The sequence below is a fragment of the Roseomonas indoligenes genome, from assembly GCF_017813365.1.
GTDB lineage: Bacteria > Pseudomonadota > Alphaproteobacteria > Acetobacterales > Acetobacteraceae > Roseomonas > Roseomonas indoligenes.
The window spans coordinates 185,722-206,726 of record NZ_JAGIZA010000006.1; the positions used below are offsets into that span (position 1 = coordinate 185,722).

The following is a 21,005-nucleotide window of genomic DNA, read 5'->3' on the forward strand; positions in this document are numbered from 1 at the left end:
CTGCGTTCCACCGGTCAGGAATGATGGAGACGCCGTTGTGTACCGCTCCGCCCGGGCGTAACGGGCCCCGGGCGGGCCACGCCGGGCCCGCCCAAGGTTTCCTTGAGAGGACCGGGCCCGCATGAGCCAGACCGCGCTCGACCCCCAGACCCGGCCGGAGCCCATGACCGGCTCCGTCCCTCCGCCGGAACAGGGTGGGGCAGGGAGTGGCCCGACGGGCGGCTCGGAAGGGACCGCCTTCGCTGTCCTCCTGTCGCTCAGCTTGTGCCACCTGCTGAACGACATGATGCAGTCGCTCGTCCCGGCCCTCTATCCCATCCTCAAGGCCAACTACGCGCTGGATTTCGGGCAGATCGGCCTGATCACCCTGGCCTTCCAGTTCACTGCCTCGCTCCTGCAGCCCCTGGTCGGCGCTTACACCGACCGCCATCCCATGCCCTATTCCCTCACCATCGGCATGGGCTCCACCCTCGTCGGGCTCCTCGTGCTCTCACAGGCCTCAAGCTACCCCGTGATCCTGCTCGCGGCGGCCCTCATCGGCATGGGATCCTCGGTTTTCCACCCGGAATCCTCGCGGGTCGCGCGCCTCGCCTCGGGCGGGCGCTACGGGCTCGCCCAGTCGCTGTTCCAGATGGGCGGGAATTTCGGCCAGGCGATCGGCCCGCTCCTCGCCGCCTTCATCGTGGCCCCCCGCGGCCAGGGCAGCATCGCCTGGTTCTCCGGGGCGGCGCTCCTTGGCATGCTCGTCCTGTTCCGGATCGGTGCCTGGTACGTGCGGAACCGGCAGAGGGCCATGCCGCGCGGGCGGCGCTCCGGCGGCAATGCGCCGGCCGCCCTCGGGCGCAACCGCGTGCTCTTCGCCATCGGCGTGCTGGTGATGCTGCTCTTCTCAAAGAACGTCTACACGGCCAGCCTCAGCTCCTACTACACCTTCTACCTGATCCACCGCTTCGATCTCTCGGTGCAGACGGCGCAGGTGCTCCTCTTCGTCTACCTGGCCTCGGTCGTGGTCGGCGGGCTGGCCGGCGGCGCCATTGGGGACCGGATCGGTCGCTTGCCGGTGATCTGGTTCTCCATCCTCGGCGCGCTGCCCTTCACCCTCGCGCTCCCCTATGTCGGGCTGGTGCCGACGGTGGTGCTGACGGTGCTGATCGGCCTGATCATGTCCTCCTCCTTCTCGGCCATCCTCGTCTACGCGCAGGACCTGATGCCGGGGAAGGTTGGCCTCGTGGCCGGGCTGTTCTTCGGCCTGTCCTTCGGCCTGGGCGGGCTCGGGGCGGCCGGGCTGGGGGAACTGGCCGACATGGTCGGCATCGACGCGGTCTACCGCATCTGTTCCTTCCTGCCCTTCCTGGGCCTGCTCACCGCCCTTCTTCCCAACATTGAGGGCGGGCGGCTTCCCGGCTGGCTCCTGCGGCGGCGGGCGTAGCGGGCGCCCGCCGCAACGCCCCTCCGTTCCGCCCGTTCAAACAGGATGCCCCCCGCCACCAGTCCCGCCCATCCGCTGAAGCAGGCCATCGCCGCCCAAGTCACTGCCTTGTTCAACGACCGCGCGCGGGGCGAAAAGCCCGTGCAGCGCCGCCCGGACGGGCTTTTCGGCCCGCGTGCCGTGGCCTGGCGCGTGCACGGGGACGTGGCATCCATGATGGTTGGCGGCATCGCCGGCCTGCTGCTGCAGATGCTCCACCCCGCCGTTCTTGCAGGGGTCTGGGACCATTCGAACTTCCGCAGCGACATGCGCGGCCGCCTGCGCCGCACGGCCCGCTTCATCGCCCTGACCACCTATGGCGGGCGGGAGGAGGCGGAAGCCGCCATGGCCCGCGTGCGGGGTATCCACGACCGGCTGGGCGGCACCCTGCCGGACGGCACGCCTTATGCGGTGAGTGACCCCGCCCTGCTCGCCTGGGTGCATGTCACGGAGACAACCAGCTTTCTGGATGCCTGGATCCGCTACGCCGAGCCGCGCATGTCCATGGCCGACCAGGACCGCTACTTCGCGGAGATGGTGCAGATCGGCACCGCCCTGGGGGCCGATCCCGTGCCCCGCAGCCGTGCCGAAGCGCAAGCGCTGATCCGCGCCACCCGCCCGCAGCTTCGGGTGAACGCCCGCACGCGGGAGGTGGCGCAGCTTGTCCTCACCCAGCCCGCCCCGCATCGGCTGGCCGAGCCGGTGCAGCGCCTGACGATGGGGGCGGCCGTGGACCTGCTGCCAGGCTGGGCCCGCGCCATGCACGGCCTGCCCGCCCCCGTCCTCGCCCGCCCACTGGTCCGCGCCGGCACCTTCGGCGTGGCGCAGACCCTGCGCTGGGCCTTCGCGCGGTAGTTCTTACTCGGGCTGGACGCCCAGTTCCTTCAGGATGCGGCCATAGCTCGCATACTCGTCGCGCAGCATCTGGTTCAGCGCCGCCCGCGGCATGAAGGCCCCGGGTGCGCGGGTGGTCGCCAGCACCTGCTTCACGGCCGGGGTTTCCAGCGCCGTGCGGCAGGCCTCCTCAAGCCGGTCCAGCACGGGGGCCGGCGTGCCGCGCGGCGCGTAGATGCCCACCTGGCTCAGCTGCAGCGCGTCGACGCCCTGCTCCCGCGCGGTCGGCACGTCCGGGAAGTCCGGGTGCCGGCGGTTGGAGAACACGGTAATCAGCCGCATCCGGCCGGACTGCACCATCTCCGCGGCCGAGGAAACGACCGCCGCCGAGAAGTCCAGCCGGCCACCGAGCGTGTCGTTCAGGTGCTGCGCCTCGCCGCGATAGGGAACGTGGTTGAACTCCACCCCAGTCGCCTTCTGCACGCGCCAGACGCCGAGCTGCGGCAGGGAGTTCGGCCCGGGGCTGCCGAAGCTCATCGTGCGCTTCCGCCCCTCGGCGATCAGGTCCGCCAGGTTGTGGATCGGGCTATCCGTCCGCACGACGATGCCGAGGATGTTCTCGTTCGTCCCGCAGACCGCCTCGAAGTTCGCCGGCTCGGTGCCGGCGGTGCGGACCATGTGCGGCTGCACCACGATCGCCGTCATCGGCGTCTGGCCCAGCGTGTAGCCGTCCGGCTGGCTCGTCGCGACGACGCGCATGCCCACCACGCCGGAACCGCCGTCCCGCGTGATCAGCACCAGCGGCTGGCCCAGCACGCGCTGGAAATGCTCGCTCATCGCCCGGATCAGCACGTCCGCCGTGCCGGGGGAGTAGGGCATGATCATCGTGATGGGCTTGTCCGGGTATTCCGCCCGCGCGGGCAGCGCGGCCCCCAGCGCCAGCACGGCGGAGAGTAGAAGACGACGCATGGTGCACCTCATTCCTGGACGGCGCCGCCGGTTCTTGCCGTGTCGGCGCCCTGCTTCCCTGCCGGTCAGTCCGGCGTGACGCCCAAGGCCCGCATCATCGGGCCGTAAACCTCGTACTCGCTGCGGATCAGCCGGGTGAAATCCGCCCGGCTCTTGTAATCCACCACCAGCCGCAGCTGCTTCGCCACGCGCAGGAAGCCTTCCTCCTGCACGCCGCTGCGGCAGGCCTCCTCAAGCTGCGCCAGCACCGGCTCCGGCGTGCCCGCCGGCGCGTAGAGGCCAACCGGGCTGTATTGAAGCGCGTCGATCCCCTGCTCCCGCGCCGTCGGCACGTCCGGATAGTCCGGGTGCCGCCTGTCGGAGAAGACGGCCAGCAGCCGCAGCCGCCCGGAATCCAGCAGCCCCGAGGCGGAGGACACCACCACCGCCGAGAAATCCAGCCGCCCCGCCAGAACCTCGTTCAGATGTGGCGGGTCCCCGCGGAAGGGGATGTGGTTGAACTCCACCCCCGTGGCGCGCTGCACGCGGAACATCGCCAGCTGCGGCAGGGAATTCGGCCCGGGGCTGCCGAAGCTCATCGCCCGCCGCTTGCCCTCCGCCACCAACCCCGTCAGGTCACGGATGGGGTTGTCGGCGCGCACGACCACGCCAAGCACGTTCTCGTTCGTGCCACAGATTGGCGCAAAATTTGCGGGCTCCGTGCCGGTGTTCCGCACGAGATGCGGCTGCACCACGATCGCCGTCATCGGCGTCAGCCCCAGCGTGTGCCCATCGGGCGGGCTGGTCGCGACGAAGCGCATCCCGACCACGCCCGATCCGCCATCGCGGTTCACGATCACCACGCTCTGTCCCAGCACGCGCGTGAAATGCTCGCCGAGCGCGCGGCCGTAGGAATCGGCCGCGCTTCCCGGGGAATAGGGCAGCACGATCGTGATCGGCCGGTCCGGGAAGGCCCGCGCCCCGCCCGCAAGGACGAGGCAGCCCAGCAGAGCCGCGCCGAGGATCCGGGCCGCCCGCACGCTCATCCCTCCAGGATCGCCACGGCCCGCGTCCAGCCGGCGGAAGCACCGTGGATCTTCACGGGGAAGCAGGACACCGTGAACCCGTCCGGCGGCAGCTGGTCCAGGTTGGAGAGCTTCTCCATCTGGCAGTAGCCGATCTCCCGCCCGGCCCGGTGTCCCTCCCAGATCAGGGAAACGTCGCCCGTCTCCTGCACGCGCTTCTTCGTGAAGCTGAAGGGCGCGTCCCACGACCAGCCGTCCGTTCCCACCACGCGCACGCCGCGCTCCGCCAGCCACAGCGTCGCCGCGCGGCCCATGCCGCAGCCGCTCTCCACGAAGTCGTCCTGGCCGTAGCGGCTGCCGGCGCGGGTGTTCACCAGCACGATCTCCAGCGGCTTCAGCTCGTGCCCGATGCGACGCAGCTCCGCCTCCACCTCCTCCGCCGTCACCACGTGCCCATCCGGCTTCTCGCGGAAGTCCAGCTTCACGCCGGGCTGGAAGCACCAGTCCAGGGGCACCTCGTCGATCCGCATGGAAGGCCGCCCGCCCGGCACCAGCTTCTCATCCATGCGGGAGAAGAAGTGGTAGGGCGCGTCCATATGCGTGCCGTTATGGGTGGAGATGTTCACCTGCTCCACCGCCGCGTACTCGCCGTTCGGCAGCGCATCCACGGGCACGGCCATGAACTCGGCCATGGATGGCGCGGTCATGTGGTGGTCGCGGTAGTCGATCTGCGGCAGCATGTGCGGCGGGTCGCTCTTGATGCCCGCCGTCAGCGCGACCGAGATGTCGATGATCTTCCTTGGCATGTCTCTCTCGTTTCCTTCCCGCCCGTTCATTCGGCGGGCCAGGGGATCGCCGGCAGGATCTCCGCCCGGCACTCCCCGAAGCCGATGGAGACGGCGCCCTCCGCATGGGCGCGCCCGCGGAAGATCACCTCGTCCCCGTCCTCCAGGAAGCGCCTGACCTCGCCGCCGGGCAACTGAATCGGCCCGCGCAGGACGATCTCCGCCATGCAGGCCTCCGACCCCGCCTCCGGGCCGGAGCAGGTGCCACTGCCGAAGAGGTCGCCAGGCAGCAGGTTGCACCCGTTGCTCGCGTGGTGCGTCACCATCTGCGCCGGCGTCCAGGCCATGTGCGCGAAATCCGTCGCCGTCAGCCGTGCCGGCTCATGCCCGGCCGCCCGCATGGGCGGCGTCAGCAGGAAGACCTCCAGCGCGATCGAGAGCCCACCCCGCGCCCGGTCTTCCGGATGATCGAGATAGGGAAGGAGGGGCTCCGCCTCCGCCACCCGCCGTCCCGCGATGGCGAAGGGGATCATCGCCTCCGCCGTGACGATCCAGGGCGAGACGCTGGTGGACAGGCTTTTCGCGAGGAAAGGCCCGAGCGGCGGCATCTCCCACATCTGCATGTCGCGCGCCGACCAGTCGTTCAGCAGCCCGTAGCCGAAGAGCCGATCCTGCGCGCGGGAGAGGGGGACGGGCGCGCCCAGCGCGTTCTCGCCCGCCAGCCACACCGCCAGTTCCAGTTCGTAGTCCAGCGCCTCGGTCGGGCCGAAATGCATGCCCTCCTTCTTCCGCCACTGCCCGTTCGGCCGAACCACCGCCTCGCCGCTCACTCGCACGGAGGAGGCGCGGGAGTGGTAGGCCACGGGTAGGCTGTCGAATGCCGGCGGCAGCGGGGATTGCGGGTTCTTCAGCGCGCCCAGCCGCCAGGAATGGTCGCGGGAGACCATGAAGTCCGAAAAGTTCGCGATCGCGCTCGGCAACTGCATCCGCGCCGATGCCATGGAAACGAGGATGTCCTCCCGCCCCGCCGCCCCGCTTCCCTCGGCCAGGAGCTCCGATACCGCCACCCGCAATTCGCGCGAGGCTGCGCGCCCCATGGCCATCAGCGGGTTCAGCGTGGGGCCTGCCGCGGCCTCGGCCGCTGCGCCGGAGAGCAGGCCGGCATCCAGCGCCGCCCGCAGGTCCAGCACTTGATCGCCAATGGCCACGCCACCGCGCGGCGCCTCACCATCGCGGGAAAAGACCCCGAGCGGCAGGTTCTGAATGGGAAAGTCGCAACCTGCGACGTTGGCGGAGGCGACCCAGGCCCGGCGTTCCGGGTCATGGGTGAAGTCAGGGACGTTCATGCGCCCATCCTGTCGCGCTTGCGGAAGGCTGCCAAGAGGAAATATATATTTCAGTCTTGATCGATAATCCGCCCGGACCCGACGCCCTGACCCTTTCCGAAACCGCCGCGAGGCGGCTGCGGCAGGACATTGTTGGCGGCGGCTTGCCGCCCGCGACGAAGCTGCGCCTGCGTGATCTCTCGGCCCGCTACGGCCTGGGGGCCACGCCGCTGCGCGAGGCCCTGGCCCGCCTGGCCGCGGAGGGCTTCGTCGTGCTGGAGGGCCAGAAGGGCTTCTCCGTTCCGCCCGTTACCCGCGCCCACCTCCTCGACGTCACCCGCTCTCGCCAGGTGGTGGAACCGGAGGCGCTGCGCCTCGCCATGTCCGGGGGCGGCGCGGCCTGGGAGGACGGGGTCGTCACCTCCCTCTCCCTGCTGCGGCACGAGATCGGCCGGCGCGACCCGGCCAGCGAAGCTTGGCTGGACGCCTATGAGGTTCGCCACCACCGCTTCCACCGCGCCCTGATCGCCGCCTGCCCGTTGCCATCGCTGCTGCGCTTCTGCGACGACCTCTACCTGCAGAAGACCCGCTACCGCCGCCTGATGGAAACTGCCCACCAGGACTGGCCGCGCATGCTGGCCGTGCACGAGGCACTCGCCGAGGCCGTTCTCGCCCGGAGCGAGAACGCCCCCTCCATGCTCGCCGCCCATATCGGTACGACCGCCGAACACGTCCTGGCCCTCCTGGGCGAGGCACCACCGGGCCCCTGAACGCGCCCCTGAACGCGGAAAGGGCATCGCTCGGAGACGATGCCCTTTCACGTCGCGGGAATCGGAGGGGCCGGGAAGCCCCGCCCGATTAGTCGCCGGAACCGGCCACCGGTGTCTCGGCGCTGAAGTGGCCGCACCAGTCCTCGCGGGAAACCACCGGCCAAAGGCCATGGGCCTCCGGGCTCGGTTGGGTCACCGGCGGGTTGTAGCGGCACAGGCCCTCCGCGGCGGCCTGGGCCTGGGCATGGTCGTCGAAGAACTTGCAGCGGGTGCAGGCAACGTCGGGGGAGTGGGTCATGGACATGGGGTCTGCTCCTCGGGGGTGCTGGTGGAGGGGGCAGGCGAGGCGCCCCGCTCAAAACGATCTCAGCATCAGAACACCGCCGCGGCAGTGAAGTTCATGGTCCGGATGCAAGACGACATTCAACTATACTTGGGAAGCGCGATGCATTCTCATTTCCGCCATGTATTCGAACTGATATTTACTCGCACCCTCATTCCGCCCTGCCGCGCCGGGTGACATCGGCCGCCGACCGGCCCATCTTCCCGCCGTCCGCCAGAGGAGGCCCGCCATGCTCGACACCGCCGCCAAGATCGTCCTGAAGGACCCCAACCTCTTCCGGCAGGCGAACCGCGTCGGCGGCGCCTGGGTCCAGGCCGCCTCCGGCAAGACGATCGCCGTGAGGAACCCCGCCACCGGCGAGGTGATCGGCCAGGTCCCCTCCCTCTCGCAGGAGGAGGTGCGCGGCGCCATCCAGGCCGCCTACGACGCCCAGCCCGCCTGGCGCGCCCTCCTGGCGAAGGAGCGGGCCGCCATCCTGCGCCGCCTTTTCAACCTCATGCTCGAGAACGTGGACGACCTCGCGGCCATCATGACGGCCGAGCAGGGCAAGCCGCTGGCCGAGAGCAAGGGCGAGATCGCCTACGCCGCCTCCTTCATCGAATGGTTCGCGGAGGAGGGGAAGCGCGTCTACGGCGACATGATCCCCACCTTCAAGCAGGGCAGCCGCATCCTCGTGATGAAGGAGCCGATCGGCGTCTTCGCGGCAATCACGCCCTGGAACTTCCCGGCCGCCATGATCACCCGCAAGGCCGGCCCCGGCTGGGCCGCGGGCTGCACCGGCGTCATCCGCCCCGCCTCCCAGACGCCCTTCTCCGCCCTCGCCATCGCCGTCCTTGCTGAGCGCGCGGGCATGCCGGCCGGCGTCTGCAACGTCGTCACCGGCAGCGCGCGTGAGCAGGGGGAGGAGCTCTCGACCAACCCGCTGGTCCGCAAGCTCTCCTTCACCGGCAGCACGGAGGTCGGCCGCACCCTGCTCGCCCAGTGCGCCGGGACCATCAAGAAGACGAGCATGGAGCTCGGCGGCAACGCCGCGTTCATCGTCTTCGACGACGCGGACCTGGACGCGGCCGTGACCGGCGCCATGGCCTCCAAGTTCCGCAACACCGGGCAGACCTGCGTCTGCGCCAACCGCATCTTCGTGCAGGAGGGCGTTTACGACGCCTTCGCCGCGAAGCTGAAGACGGCGGTGGAGAACCTGAAGGTCGGCAACGGCATGGAGCCGGGCGTCACCCAGGGCCCCCTCATCAACGCCGACGCCGTGGCCAAGATCGAGGACCACATTCAGGACGCCACCGCGCATGGCGCGAAGGTGCTGACCGGCGGCCACCGCCATTCCCTCGGTGGCAACTTCTTCGAGCCGACGATCCTGACCGACGTGCCGGTGACGGCGAAGGTGTTGAAGGAGGAGACCTTCGGCCCCATGGCCCCGCTGATCCGCTTCAAGGACGAGGCGGAGGGCATCCGCCTGGCCAACGACACGGAGTTCGGCCTCGCCGCCTATTTCTACGCCCGCGACGTCGGCCGCATCTTCCGCGTGGCCGAGGGGCTGGAGAGCGGCATCATCGGCATCAACGAGGGCATCATCTCCACCGAGGTCGCCCCCTTCGGCGGCGTGAAGGAGAGCGGCCTGGGCCGGGAAGGCAGCAAGTACGGGATCGAGGACTACCTGGAGATCAAGTACTGCCTCATCGGCGGCGTCTGATCCGGACGGGAAGGGGGGCGGATCAGCCCCCCGACCCCGGCCCATCCATCCCCAACATCGCCCGCGCCGCTTCCGGCGCCAGCCCCGTGGAGCTCTGCAGCACCACGAACCCCCCGCGCCCCTTGAGCGCCAGGTCCAGCGACCACCCCTCGATCTGCGGCGCCCGCCACAGGCTCCGCATCACGAAGATCCGGTACCCCTCCGGTATGGCGTGGAGCTTCTCCAGCAGCCCGGCATCCCTCAGGTGGTGCCAGTACAGCGTGTACTCCGTCCATTTCAGCCCGCCGGCATGCCGGTCCGCCAGGGCCCGCTGCCAGTCCCCGTGCCGGGCCTCCAGCGCCTCCAGCAAGTCCCGCATCCCCTCCGCCGAGATCAGGGCGGGGGTCACGTCCATCGTCTCCGGGTAATCGAAGGGCGTCCCCAGCAGCTCCGCGGCCGCCGAGCACCAGGTGTCCCCCTCCCGCACCGCCTTCCGCTGCACCCCGGCCCGGCCATCGGGCATCGCGTCGGCGACCCCCCACTCCCGGATCAGCGCCACATCCGCGTCCAGCGTCAGGTAGAAGGGCGCGGGGCAATGCCGGGCGAAGCCCATCTTCACCAGCATCTGCCGCACGGTGCCGCGCACGGTCGCATCACCCGCCACGCTCTCCGCCAGCACCGCGGAATCCGGCATGAACTGCAGCGCCACCTTCCCGCCTCCGGAACCGGCATGGGCTGCCCGCACGGTCTCCATCGCGGAGTCCGGCGCCACGATGAAAAGGGTGATCGGCTCCCGCAGGAATCGCTCCAACGAGGCGAGCAGGATCCGGGCCCGCTCGATGTCGTTGTGGCGTGCCGAAAGGGTGAGCATGGCCACGAACGGCGCTTCGGCCCTCTCCATTCACCGCTCCTTCATACCCCGCCCCCTCCATCCCACGCCCGCCCCTGCGCGGGAACCCGGGCCGACCCGCACCGGCGACACCCTTGCGCCACCGCGCCCGACCCCCGATTTTTATGGGCATGAGCGCCCCCCATCCCCACGACTTCGACCTTTTCGTCATCGGCGGCGGCAGCGCCGGCGTGCGCCTGGCCCGCATCGCCGCCGGCCACGGCGCGAAGGTCGGCATCGCCGAGGGCCGCTTCTGGGGCGGCACCTGCGTGAACGTGGGCTGCGTGCCCAAGAAGCTGATGGTTCAGGCCGCCGAGTACGGCGAATGGGCGAAGGACGCCGCCGCCTTCGGCTGGCACCTGGGCGAGGCCACCCATGACTGGCCCACCCTCGTCCGCGCCCGGGACATGGAAGTGGCGCGCCTCTCCGGCATCTACGGCCGGATGCTGGGTGGCGTCGGCGTGCAGACCTTCGAGTGCTACGCCCACTTCACCGGCCCGCACGAGCTGAAGGTCGGAGACCGCACGGTCACCGCCAACCGCATCGTCATCGCCGTCGGCGGCAGCCCCATCCGCCCCGACATCCCGGGTGCCGAGCACGCCCTGATCTCCGACGACCTCTTCACCCTGCAGGAGCGCCCACGGCGGGTGCTGATGATCGGCGGCGGCTATATCGGCCTGGAATTCGCCAATATGCTGCACAACCTCGGCTCCGAGGTGACGCTCGCCTATCGCCAGCAGCTCCCCCTCCGCGGCTTCGACCACGAGCTGCGGGAGGTGGCCGCCGAATCCCTGGCGGCCAGCGGCCTTACCATCCTGCCCGGCGAGTCCCCGGTGGAGATCACCCTTTCCGGCGAGACCCGGATCGTCCGCATGGCCAGCGGCAAGGTCGTGGAGGCCGACGCGGTCTTCTTCGCCACCGGTCGCAAGCCCGCCACCAAGGGGCTGGGCCTGGACGCCGCCGGCGTGAACTGCCGCGAAGGCGCCGCCATCGCCGTGGACGACGACCACGCGACCAACGTGCCGCACATCTACGCCATCGGCGACGTGACGGACCGGGTGAACCTCACCCCCATGGCCATCGCCGTCGGCCACGCCCTGGCCGACACTCTCTTCGGCTCCCGCCCGCGCCACGCGAGCTACGAGAACGTGCCCAAGGCGGTCTTCATCTCCCCGCCCATGGCCAGCGTCGGCCTGACGGAGGAGGAGGCCGCCCTGCGCGGCCCGGTGGAGATCTACACCAGCCGCTTCACCCCCATGCGCCACACCATCACCCGCCGCACGGACCGCAAGACCCTGATGAAGCTGGTGGTGGAGGCCGAGACCGGCTGCCTTCTGGGCGCCCACATGCTGGGCGAGGAGGCGCCGGAGATTATGCAGGGCATTGCGGTGGCCGTGGTGAACCGGCTGACCAAGGCGCAGCTGGACGCCACCATCGGCATCCACCCGACGGCGGCGGAGGAGTTCGTGACTATGCGGGTGGCGACCCGGCGCGTGGGGGAGGGGGCGGCGAAGGCCGCCTGAGCGCGGCGGGCGGCATTCCGCCTTGCGTTACGACACGTCTGTTCCCGCCCTCCGCCCTTGGTCTTTTTCCCGGTTGGCGGCGTTGCATTCCCGATGACCCAGCCCTCAAACCTCTGGTTTGTTGCCATGGGCGCCTCCGGTGCGGAGGGGCTCGACGACCTGAAAGAGGTTCTGCGCGAGTTTCCGGCAAACTTCCGGGCGGTGGTGCTGATCGTGCTGCACCGCCCCTGGGGCCTCCCGACCCATCTCCGCTCCATTCTCTCGCGGGCTTCCAGCCTGCCGGTTCTCGTCGCCGAGGAGGGGGAGCTGTTCGAGACCGGACACGTCTATATCGGCGAGCCGGAGGAGCACCTGACCCTCGCCGCCCGCAGCTTCGGCGCGGTGACCCCCGATCCCGCGAGGCTGCACCGCAACCGCACCGTGGACCTCCTCTTCCGCTCCGTGGCCGAGTTCGCGGCCGGGCGCGCCATCGGCGTCGTCCTCTCCGGCTCCCTGGATGATGGCTCCCGCGGGCTGGCGGCCATCCACGCGGCCGGCGGGTTGACCATGGTCCTCACCCCCCGGCTCTTTCCCCGCCACGGCATGCCGGAGAACGCGATCGGCTATGACGGCCCGGTGGACGTGATCGGCAGCCCGGCGCGCATAGCCGCGGCGATCCGCGCGGCGATCGGGACTGGCGGACGGGATCCGGCAGGCCTCAGGCGCGGGCGAGCGCCGGACCACCCTGCCCGGGAAGAGCCCGTCGGGAGCGGTTTCCCGTAGGCTGCGCCCGGAACGGCTGCCTGAACGACCGGCGACTGAACGCTTGCTCCCTGATCCTCCCTCGCTATGGTGCCCGACCGCCGCGCGAGACGGCCCACGCCCGCCCACACCGGACAGATCACCTCATGGCCCACCCCTGGCACCCCGCCTCCTGGCGCGACATGCCCATCCGCCAGGTCCCGTCCTACCCCGACGCCGCGGCCCTCAGCGCCATGGAGGCGAAGCTCACCCGCTTTCCGCCCCTGGTCTTCGCCGGCGAGGCCGACCGCCTGACGGCCCTGCTCGCCCAGGCCGGTGAAGGGAAGGCCTTCGTCCTCCAGGGCGGCGACTGCGCCGAGAGCTTCGCGGACTTCCACGCCAACACCATCCGCGACACTTTCCGAGTGCTGCTCCAGATGGCCGTGGTCCTCACCTTCGGCGGCGGCCTGCCCGTGGTGAAGCTCGGCCGCATGGCCGGCCAGTTCGCCAAGCCCCGCAGCAGCGATACGGAGACGGTCGAGGGCCAGAGCCTCCCCTCCTACCGCGGCGACATCATCAACGCCCCGGAGTTCACGGAAGGCGCCCGCACCCCGGACCCGAGCCGGATGGAGTTCGCCTACCTCCAATCCGCCGCCACGCTGAACCTGCTGCGCGCCTTCGCCACCGGCGGCTTCGCGGACCTGCACCAGGTCCACCAGTGGAACCTCGGCTTCGTCGCCCGCTCCCCGCTCGCGGAACGCTACGCCGACATCGCCCAGCGCATCGACGAGACCCTGCGCTTCATGGCCGCCTGCGGCATGAACAGCATTACCGCCCCGCAGATCCGGGAGACGGAGTTCTACACCTCCCACGAATCCCTCCTCCTCCCCTTCGAGGAGGCGATGACGCGGGAGCCCTCCACCCACCAGGGCCGCCACTACGCCTGCTCCGCCCACTTCCTGTGGATCGGAGACCGCACCCGCCAGCCCGATGGCGCGCATGTCGAGTTCCTGCGCGGCGTGGCGAACCCCATCGGCCTGAAGGTCGGCCCGACGACGGCCGTGGAGGACCTCCTCCGCCTCAGCGAGATCCTGAACCCGAACAACACCCCGGGCCGCCTGACCTTCATCACCCGCATGGGCGCGGCGAAGCTGGAATCCAACCTTCCGCCTCTCCTGCGCGCCATCAAGAAGGAAGGCCGCAAGGTCACCTGGCTGTCCGATCCCATGCACGGGAACACGCACAGCGCAGGCGGCTACAAGACCCGCTCCTTCGACGCCATCCTGCAGGAGGTGCGCGGCTTCTTCGACATGCACGAGGCCGAGGGCACGATCCCCGGCGGCGTGCACGTGGAGATGACGGGCCAGGACGTCACCGAATGCCTCGGCGGCGCCCACCGGCTGACGGAGGCGAACCTGAGCGAGAACTACGCCACCTTCTGCGACCCCCGGCTGAACGCCGAGCAGTCGCTGGAACTCGCCTTCCTCGTGGCGGAGGAACTGAAGTCCCGCCGCGCCGCCACCCTCCACCTCCGCGCGGCCCAGTAGGCGAGGGACGGCATCCATGGACGCGATTCCCCAGAACCCGCCCGGCAACCCGCTCGAGGCGGACATCGCCGCGCGCACGGATGTCTACTTCAAGCGCACGAAGGCCGTGGTGCAGCGCTTCGGCGATGCCCGCGTCACCTACGCCCTCTTCCTGCGCCGCCCCGTCGTCTCCGCACCGCGGCTGATGCTGGACTGGCTCAACGCCGTCGCCGCCGAACGCGGCCTCGATCTCGACGTGAAGCTGATGCATGAGGAAGGCACCTGGGTCGGCGCGGGCGACCCCATCCTCTACATCACCGGCTCCTTCGCCGGCCTGGCGGACCTTGAGACCCTCCTCCTCCAGAAGCTCGGCGCCGCCTGCGTCGCGGCCCACAACGCCTACCAGATGTGCCTGGAGCTGCCGCAAGTCGAATTCCTGGCCATGGAGGCCCGCCACTGCGCCGGCGCCGAGATGCAGGAGATCATGGCCTACGCCTCCAGCATCGGCGGCAAGGCCGCGAAGGCGGAGGGCGCGCGCGGCTTCGTCGGCAACGCGAACGACGCCACGGCCCACTACTACGGCGCGCTGCGCGGCCTCGGCACCATGCCGCATGCCCTGATCGGCTATGCCGGCTCCACCCTCCGCGCCGCGGAGATGTTCCACGAGACCTTCCCGGATTCCAACCTCACCGTCCTGACGGACTACTTCGGCCGGGAGGTGACCGACGGGCTGGAAGTCTGCCGCCGCTTCCCCGAGATCGCGGCCGAGGGCCGCCTCGCCGTCCGCCTGGACACGCATGGCGGCCGCTTCCTCGAGGGGCTGGACCCGCAGACCTCCTACGCAGTGATCGAGCGCCACGCGCCCGGCGCCATCCGCCGCTATCGCAGCGAGAGCGAGCTGCGCCACCTCGTCGGCACCGGCGTCTCGGCCGCCGCCATCTGGCGCATGCGCGACGCGCTGGACGAGGCCGGCTTCCCGAAGGTGCGGATCATCGCCTCCTCCGGCTTCGGCGTCTCCAAGTGCCGCGTGATGGCGGAGGCCCGCGCCCCCATCGACACGATCGGCACCGGCAGCTTCATCCCCGACAGCTGGGGCGAGACCTACGCCACCGCAGACATCGTGGCCTATGACGGGGAACCGCGCGTGAAGGTCGGCCGCGAGTTCCTGCTGCGCGGCGCCCAGGGATAGGGGATCGGGGTAGGGCGGCGCTACAGCGCCACCCGCCGCACCCCGGCGTCCCGCATCCGCCGCACCTCGCCACCATCTAACGGATCGAGCACGAGGATGGTGATGCCCTGCTGCATCCCCTCCGCCCTCACGCGATACACCCAGTCCATCGCGAAGGCGCCGTTGCGCAGCGTGTAGCCGCCGGTCAGGCTCACCTGCATCTTCTCGGGCCGGTCCATGTTCACCAGCAGCAGCGGCGCCTGGAGCGAGACCGAGAAGCTCCGCCCCTCCACCGGCGCCGCCGTCAGCTTGAGCGAGACGGGCTTGCCCTCATTGGCGCTCACGAAGCGTCCGAAGGCCGCTGCGTTGCGCGCGGTCAGCACGCCCTGCAGTTCCGGCGTCCCGGATTGCGCCATGGCGGCCGAGGGCAGCAGCACCAGCCCGCCCAGCATCCCCCGCCGCGTCAACGCACCGACCATCCAGCCATCCTCCGTACTGTTTCCGCCATCGGCGCCCGCCAATATGGCGCGGGCATGGCACCTCAAGAGGAGGTGACCCCTATCGCATCTGGATGCCCTGCTGCCCGGCCGCGGCGCGCTGCCGGATCAGCGCCTGCTCCTGCTTCGCCCCCTCCGCATCGGTGAAGAAGGTGAAGATCGCGAAGCGCCGGCCGCGGGTCACGGGCAGGGCCTCGTGCAGCATGTCGCAGCCGAAGATCGCCGCCCCGCCGGCCTCCGGCTCATGCAGGTCCGGCCCGAACTCCGGGAAGCGCAGCGTCCCGCCCTCGTACTCGCCCGTGTTGAGGTTCAGGCTCATCGCGAAGCGCCGATGGGCGGTGAAGGGCGTGCGGTTGTCGCGGTGCGCCTCGAAGGCCCCGGCATCGGCGGCATCGTAGCACCCGATCCGCGGCACCTCGTAAGAGACGGGCTGGAAGCGGTAGGCCCGCATCATCTCCGGCAGCACCCGGCGCATCAGCCGGGCGTGAAAGGTCTCGTAGAGCCCCCGGTCGTCCAGGAACACGTCCGCCCGGCGCTTGATCCGGTGCGCCCCGGCCGCCTCGGCGGCACCGGCCACCCGGTCCTTCTGCTTCTCGCCCCGCTCCCAATGCGCCAGCAATGCCGCCACCAGTTCCGGCTCCAGGATGTCCGGCACCAGCAGCACCGGCGCGCCGCCGCGCCGCACCGGCGGCGCCGGGGCAGGGGAGGGAAGGGCTGCCAGCGCCGCCCGCACGGCGCTCGCCATTCCCGCCGGCCCGGCAGGCGCGGCGAATTCCAGCCGCCCACGCGGCGAGACCACCGCCACCCCACCCCCAGCCAGCCCAAGGGCCCGGAAGGCACCACCCCCCGCGTCGAAGACCCGCTGCGGCCCCGGCCGCACCGTTCCGTCGGGCGCGCCGGCCAAAACCTCCACCAACACCGTTCCCGCCGCGCGCGCCGCGCTCTCCAGCGCCGGTGCCTCCTCCTCCGGCAGCCCGCCCAGCGCCAGCACCCGTGGCCGTCCGGCGATGACCTGTCCCATCACGTCGAAGCCCTGGCCGGAGGCGTCGGGCAGCACGATCCCCGGCAGGTGATCGCCCACAAGGAAGACGGAACGGTCGCTCATGGCGTCCTTTCTCGCGCGCCGCGCCGCGCCCCGCTACCCCGGCCGCACCCGATTCTGATCGCCCGGAGCAGCCCGATCCCGGCCGCCGAGCGTTAGCCAACTGCCCGCCCCAGGCGCGGCGCGGACGACAGGGAAGACAGGATTATGGACGAAACGAGGATGTCGCGGCGCGGCATGGTCGGGGCCGCCGCCGGCGTCGGCATGGTGGTCGCGGCGGCCAGCCCCGGCGATGCGCAGGCACAGGCCCAGCCCGGGGCGGCCCCGGCCGCGCTGCCCGACCCCCGCAGCCGCTACCCCCGCCCGCCCTTCCAGGAGCAGACCCAGCCCTTCCCCGGCCTGGCCGGCCGCATGAACCCGCGCCCCGACCATGGGGAGGAGAGCTACAAGGGCTCCGGCCGCCTCGCCGGCCGCAAGGCGCTGGTCACCGGCGGCGATTCCGGCATGGGCCGCGCCGCCGCCATCGCCTTCGCGCGGGAGGGGGCCGATGTCGCCATCAGCTACCTGCCGGACGAGGAGCCCGACGCGCGGGAGGTGATCGACCTCATCCAGAAGGCCGGCCGCACCGCCCTGGCCTTGCCCGGCGACATCCGGGACGAGGCGCATTGCCGCCAGATGGTCGCCACCGCCGTGGAACGGCTGGGCGGCCTCGACATCCTCGTCAACAACGCCAGCCGCCAACAGCAGCGCCAGGCCCTCGGCGACATCAGCTCCGAGGATTTCGACGCGACGATAAAGACGAACATCTACGCGATGTTCTGGATCACCAAGGCCGCGCTGCCGCATCTCAAGCCCGGCGCCGCCATCATCCAGACCACCTCGGAACAGGCCTACGACCCGTCGGAGAACCTGGTGGACTACGCCATGACGAAGGCGGCGATGATGAACTTCACCAAGTCCCTCGCGAAGCAGCTTGGCCCGAAGGGGATCCGCGTGAACGGCGTGGCTCCCGGCCCGATCTGGACCCCGCTCCAAGTCTCCGGCGGCGCGACGATGGAGAAGCTGAAGACCTTCGGCGGCAATACCCCGCTCGGCCGCCCCGGCCAGCCGGCGGAGCTGGCCTCCATCTACGTCCAGCTCGCCGCGGCCGATGCCAGCTACGCCACCGGGCAGGTCTATGGCGCCGCCGGGGGCAGCGGCCAGCCCTGACCGCTCCATGCGGGGGTCGGTGCACCGCGCCGATCCCCGTATTCGATGCGAAAACACCGGGAAAACAGGTATTTCCGCGCGCGGGGGAACTACCCTAGGTTCGTGCGATCCATGCACGACCCACTCCGTATCGCCCTGGCCAGCTTCAACCCGCGCATGGCCGCGCCCGAGGCCAACGCGGCGGAGCTCGCCGCGCTGCGCGCCCGCGCGGCCGATGCCGGCGCGGACCTCCTCCTCACCCCCGTCCACTCCCTTTCCGGCGCTGTTCCTCCGGCCGTCGCGGGTGATGCTGCCTTCGCCGCGGCCTGCGAGACCGCGCTAGCCCCGCTTGCCACCGCGGATGGCCCCGCCATGACGGTCGGCCTGCCCTGGCGGGAGCATGGACGCCTGCACGAGTCGGTCGTCGTTCTCGCCGAGGGGGGCCTCCGCGGCCGCCGCACCGCCCACCACCCGCGCCCGGGCTTCGACCCAGGCCCCGTGCCCGGCCCGCTCGCCCTGGGCGACCTCCGCCTCGGCCTCATGCCCGGCGCGGACTGGCGCAACCCCGCAATCCCCGAGACCCTGGCCGAGACCGGCGCCGAGATCCTCGTCGCCTTGGACTCCCTTCCCGAGGAGACGGACAGCCCGGAGCGGATCCTCCAGGCCGCCCTGTCCCGCGTGGTGGAGAACGGCCTGCCCCTGGTCCTCCTCAACCGTCTCGGCGCGGAGGAGGAGAGCGCGCATGACGGCGCCGCCCTGGTCCTGAACGCCGACCGCTCCCCCGCCCTCAGGACCCCTTCCTTCGCCGAATCCTTCACCGTCACGGAGTGGCGGCAGGAGGGAGGTGCCTGGCGCTGCGCCTCATCCCCGCTCTCCGCCCCGATGGAGTGGGAGGAGCGCCTCTGGCGGGCCCTTCTCCTCGCGCTGCGCGACCACGCCCTGCGCTTCGCCCCGGCCCCCATCCTGATCGCGCTGGACGACGACCCGGCCACCGCGCTGACCGCCGCCCTGGCCGTGGACGCCTTCGGCACGGATTCCATCCGGGTCCGCGCCTTCCTGCTGCAGGAAGCCGCCGCCCCGCTGGCCAGCCGCCTCGGCCTGGCCTCCTCGATCCTGGACCTGGGGCCCGCCCTGGAGTGCCTGGGCAATGCCCTCCCGCCTGCCGCCCCCTTCCTGCGGAACCCGCTGCGCCGCCTTGCCATGGATGTGCTGTCCCAGGCAGGGCAGGGGGTGCAGCCCGTCAACGGCTTCAGCGCCTGCTCCGCCGCGTTTTTCCCGCTCCGATACCTTTCCCCGGCCCAGTGCCGCCGGTTGGCCGAGTGGCGCAATGCCGCCCGCCCGCCCGACGCCCTGGGCCCGGAATACCCCTTCCTGCCCCTGCCGGCGGAGGAGCCCGCGCCCGCCGAACGGCATGAGTCCGGCCTGACCCTCTGGCAAAGCCTGGTGCGCGCGGACTACAAGCGCCGCCTGCTCCCGCCCGGCCTGAACATCGCCCCCCGCGCCTTCGGCCACGCAGAGAAAGACAGGGCCCAGGCACCATGAGCGACCACCACTCCCCCAAGCCCGCCCCGACGGGCCCCTTCGTCCGGATCAAGGACCTCTCCGGCGGGAACGGCGACGAGCCTGTGGAGGACATCCGCGGCTTCGCCACCGCCGCGGATGCCGCCACCTTCGCCCGCCGCTACGTGCGCGACAGCGTCGAGCGCTGTCGCACCCCCGGCGCCGACGCGGATGCCGTGCTGGCCGCTTGGTTCGCCTTCGGCGAGGACGCCGAGGCCCTGGACCTGGACGGGGAGCACTGGACCAGCGCCGCCGAGGTTCGCGGCTTCGCCGAGAAGCCCCCGCGCACCCGGACGGAGCGCGATTGGCGCGCCCTCGACCCCCGCCGCCACCTGCCGAACGAGGACGACGACAGCGCCGGGGAGGAGGAGGGCGAGTGAAGGTCCGCTTCGCCCCCAGCCCCACCGGCTGGCTCCATGTCGGCAATGCCCGCCCCGCCCTCGCCAACTGGCTGGAGGCCCGCAAGCGCGGCGGCACCTTCCTCCTCCGCCTGGACGACACGGATACCGGCCGCAGCAAGCCCGAATACGCCCAGGGCATCGAGGAGGACCTGCGCTGGCTCGGCCTCGACTGGGACGATTTTCTCCGCCAGTCCGACCGTACCGCCGCCTATGAGGCCGCGGCCGAGAAGCTGAAGAAGGCCGGCCTGCTCTATCCCTGCTTCGAGAGCGAGGAGGAGCTGAACTTCAAGCGCGAGCAGCGCCGCAAGCAGGGCCGCGCGCCCATTTACGACCGCGCCGCCCTGAAGATGACGAAAGACCAGTACGAGCGGGCGCTGGCCAACAACAAGACCCCTTACTGGCGCTTCAAGCTCAACACCCGCACCGTCGCCTGGCGCGACGGCGTGCTGGGCGAGCGCAGCGTGAAGCTGCCCAGCCTGTCGGACCCCGTGCTGATCCGCGCGGACGGGTCCTTCCTCTATACCTTCACCTCCGTCGTGGACGACCTGGAGACGGGCATCACCCACATCATCCGGGGCGAGGACCACGTCACCAACACCGGCATCCAGATCGACATCATCGAGGCGCTGTCCGGCCGCCCCAACCGCATCTACTTCGCCCACATGCCCCTGCTGCTGGACGCGGAGGGCGGCCCGCTGTCCAAGCGCCTCGGCAGCATTTCCCTCCGCCAGTTCCGGCGCGATGGGATCGAGCCGGCCGCGATGACCGGCTACCTCGCCGCCCTCGGCAGCTCGCGCGATCCCGTGGCGGCATCCCCGCGCGACCTGGTCGCGGACTGGGACATCACCCGGATCTCCCATTCCCCCGCGCGCTTCGACACGAAGCAGCTTCTCGCGCTCAACCGCAAGCACCTGCACGCCCTGAGCTTCGAGGCCGTGAAGGACCGCCTGCCCGAAGGTGCCGACGAGGCCTTCTGGCTCGCCGTGCGCGGCAACCTCGACCTGCTGAACGAGGCCCGGGACTGGCACGAGGTCGCGCGCGGAGAGATCACCGTGCCCGAGCAGCCGGACCAGGCCGATCTGCTGCGCGCCGCGACCGACGCGCTCCCCGCCGAGCCCTGGGACGAGGCCACCTGGCCCGCCTGGACCGCCGCGATCGGCGCTGCGACGGGCAAGAAGGGCAAGCCCCTCTTCCTCCCCCTCCGCCGCGCCCTGACGGGCGAGGACCACGGCCCCGACCTCAAGACCTTCCTGCCGCTGATCGGCCGCGACCGCGCCGCGATCCGCCTGCGGCGATCGATCGGCTGAACACG

At 70.9% G+C, this 21,005-nt stretch carries 20 protein-coding genes; 12 read left to right on the forward strand and 8 right to left on the reverse strand.

Features of this window, described 5'->3' with window-relative positions; all coding sequences use genetic code 11:
* Positions 1–121: 121 nt before the first annotated feature.
* Both J5Y10_RS12455 and J5Y10_RS12460 read left to right on the forward strand, forming a co-directional pair.
* Positions 122–1,429: an MFS transporter gene (locus J5Y10_RS12455; RefSeq protein ID WP_245214620.1), complete on the forward strand. Its 1,308-nt coding sequence runs from the start codon at positions 122–124 to the stop codon at positions 1,427–1,429.
* 45 nt (positions 1,430–1,474) lie between these two features.
* Positions 1,475–2,323: an oxygenase MpaB family protein gene (locus J5Y10_RS12460; RefSeq protein ID WP_209373980.1), complete on the forward strand. Its 849-nt coding sequence runs from the start codon at positions 1,475–1,477 to the stop codon at positions 2,321–2,323.
* 3 nt (positions 2,324–2,326) lie between these two features.
* On the opposite strand, the gene J5Y10_RS12465 is transcribed toward J5Y10_RS12460, so the two are convergent.
* The 4 genes from J5Y10_RS12465 to fahA form a co-directional block, all read right to left on the reverse strand.
* Positions 2,327–3,271 (reverse strand): Bug family tripartite tricarboxylate transporter substrate binding protein, encoded by a 945-nt coding sequence (locus J5Y10_RS12465; RefSeq protein ID WP_209373982.1) that lies wholly within the window; start codon positions 3,269–3,271, stop codon positions 2,327–2,329.
* Positions 3,272–3,336: 65 nt separating this feature from the next.
* Positions 3,337–4,296, reverse strand: a complete 960-nt coding sequence (locus J5Y10_RS12470) for a Bug family tripartite tricarboxylate transporter substrate binding protein (RefSeq protein ID WP_209373984.1) — start codon at positions 4,294–4,296, stop codon at positions 3,337–3,339.
* The gene (locus J5Y10_RS12475) at positions 4,293–5,081 is read right to left on the reverse strand and encodes a cyclase family protein (protein ID WP_209373987.1); all 789 of its coding nucleotides are present in this window, start codon (positions 5,079–5,081) and stop codon (positions 4,293–4,295) included. Before J5Y10_RS12475 ends, J5Y10_RS12470 begins: the two co-directional genes overlap by 4 nt.
* Positions 5,082–5,107: 26 nt before the next feature.
* Complete coding sequence (gene fahA, locus J5Y10_RS12480; protein ID WP_209373989.1) at positions 5,108–6,406, reverse strand: fumarylacetoacetase; 1,299 nt, start codon at positions 6,404–6,406, stop codon at positions 5,108–5,110.
* Positions 6,407–6,462: 56 nt separating this feature from the next.
* On the opposite strand from fahA, the gene J5Y10_RS12485 reads away from it, so the two are divergent.
* Complete coding sequence (locus J5Y10_RS12485; RefSeq protein WP_209373991.1) at positions 6,463–7,155, forward strand: GntR family transcriptional regulator; 693 nt, start codon at positions 6,463–6,465, stop codon at positions 7,153–7,155.
* Between the two features lie 88 nt (positions 7,156–7,243).
* On the opposite strand, the gene J5Y10_RS12490 is transcribed toward J5Y10_RS12485, so the two are convergent.
* A complete protein-coding gene (locus J5Y10_RS12490; protein ID WP_245214621.1) occupies positions 7,244–7,459 on the reverse strand; it encodes a hypothetical protein in 216 nt (71 codons plus the stop codon).
* A gap of 268 nt (positions 7,460–7,727) precedes the next feature.
* On the opposite strand from J5Y10_RS12490, the gene J5Y10_RS12495 reads away from it, so the two are divergent.
* Positions 7,728–9,200 (forward strand): NAD-dependent succinate-semialdehyde dehydrogenase, encoded by a 1,473-nt coding sequence (locus J5Y10_RS12495; protein ID WP_245214622.1) that lies wholly within the window; start codon positions 7,728–7,730, stop codon positions 9,198–9,200.
* Between the two features lie 22 nt (positions 9,201–9,222).
* Here J5Y10_RS12495 and J5Y10_RS12500 read toward each other — a convergent pair whose 3' ends face one another.
* Complete coding sequence (locus J5Y10_RS12500) at positions 9,223–10,080, reverse strand: DUF6492 family protein (protein ID WP_209373994.1); 858 nt, start codon at positions 10,078–10,080, stop codon at positions 9,223–9,225.
* Between the two features lie 119 nt (positions 10,081–10,199).
* Between J5Y10_RS12500 and gorA the strand changes: the two genes are divergently transcribed.
* The 4 genes from gorA to J5Y10_RS12520 all read left to right on the forward strand — a co-directional run bounded on the left by gorA (position 10,200) and on the right by J5Y10_RS12520 (position 15,026).
* Complete coding sequence (gorA, locus tag J5Y10_RS12505) at positions 10,200–11,591, forward strand: glutathione-disulfide reductase (RefSeq protein WP_209373996.1); 1,392 nt, start codon at positions 10,200–10,202, stop codon at positions 11,589–11,591.
* Between the two features lie 93 nt (positions 11,592–11,684).
* Positions 11,685–12,353: a chemotaxis protein CheB gene (locus tag J5Y10_RS12510; protein ID WP_209373997.1), complete on the forward strand. Its 669-nt coding sequence runs from the start codon at positions 11,685–11,687 to the stop codon at positions 12,351–12,353.
* A gap of 125 nt (positions 12,354–12,478) precedes the next feature.
* Positions 12,479–13,858 carry a class II 3-deoxy-7-phosphoheptulonate synthase gene (locus J5Y10_RS12515; RefSeq protein ID WP_209373998.1) on the forward strand — a complete coding sequence of 460 codons (1,380 nt, stop codon included), beginning with the start codon at positions 12,479–12,481 and terminating at the stop codon, positions 13,856–13,858.
* Between the two features lie 16 nt (positions 13,859–13,874).
* Positions 13,875–15,026, forward strand: coding sequence for a beta/alpha barrel domain-containing protein (locus J5Y10_RS12520; protein ID WP_209373999.1), 1,152 nt, complete (start codon positions 13,875–13,877; stop codon positions 15,024–15,026).
* Between the two features lie 20 nt (positions 15,027–15,046).
* Here the strand turns inward: J5Y10_RS12520 and J5Y10_RS12525 are convergent, their stop codons facing one another.
* Both J5Y10_RS12525 and J5Y10_RS12530 read right to left on the reverse strand, forming a co-directional pair.
* Entirely contained in the window at positions 15,047–15,484 is a 438-nt protein-coding gene (locus J5Y10_RS12525) for a hypothetical protein (protein ID WP_209374000.1), read from the reverse strand.
* A gap of 79 nt (positions 15,485–15,563) precedes the next feature.
* Positions 15,564–16,607: a 2OG-Fe(II) oxygenase family protein gene (locus J5Y10_RS12530; protein ID WP_209374001.1), complete on the reverse strand. Its 1,044-nt coding sequence runs from the start codon at positions 16,605–16,607 to the stop codon at positions 15,564–15,566.
* A gap of 144 nt (positions 16,608–16,751) precedes the next feature.
* On the opposite strand from J5Y10_RS12530, the gene J5Y10_RS12535 reads away from it, so the two are divergent.
* The 4 genes from J5Y10_RS12535 to gltX all read left to right on the forward strand — a co-directional run bounded on the left by J5Y10_RS12535 (position 16,752) and on the right by gltX (position 21,000).
* Positions 16,752–17,753 carry an SDR family oxidoreductase gene (locus tag J5Y10_RS12535; protein ID WP_209374003.1) on the forward strand — a complete coding sequence of 334 codons (1,002 nt, stop codon included), beginning with the start codon at positions 16,752–16,754 and terminating at the stop codon, positions 17,751–17,753.
* Between the two features lie 111 nt (positions 17,754–17,864).
* On the forward strand, positions 17,865–19,274 hold the full coding sequence (locus tag J5Y10_RS12540) for a nitrilase-related carbon-nitrogen hydrolase (protein WP_209374005.1): 1,410 nt from the start codon (positions 17,865–17,867) through the stop codon (positions 19,272–19,274).
* Positions 19,271–19,672, forward strand: coding sequence for a hypothetical protein (locus tag J5Y10_RS12545; protein WP_209374007.1), 402 nt, complete (start codon positions 19,271–19,273; stop codon positions 19,670–19,672). Before J5Y10_RS12540 ends, J5Y10_RS12545 begins: the two co-directional genes overlap by 4 nt.
* Positions 19,669–21,000, forward strand: coding sequence for a glutamate--tRNA ligase (gene gltX, locus J5Y10_RS12550; protein ID WP_209374009.1), 1,332 nt, complete (start codon positions 19,669–19,671; stop codon positions 20,998–21,000). The genes J5Y10_RS12545 and gltX overlap by 4 nt, the downstream gene beginning before the upstream one ends.
* Positions 21,001–21,005 lie beyond the last annotated feature (5 nt).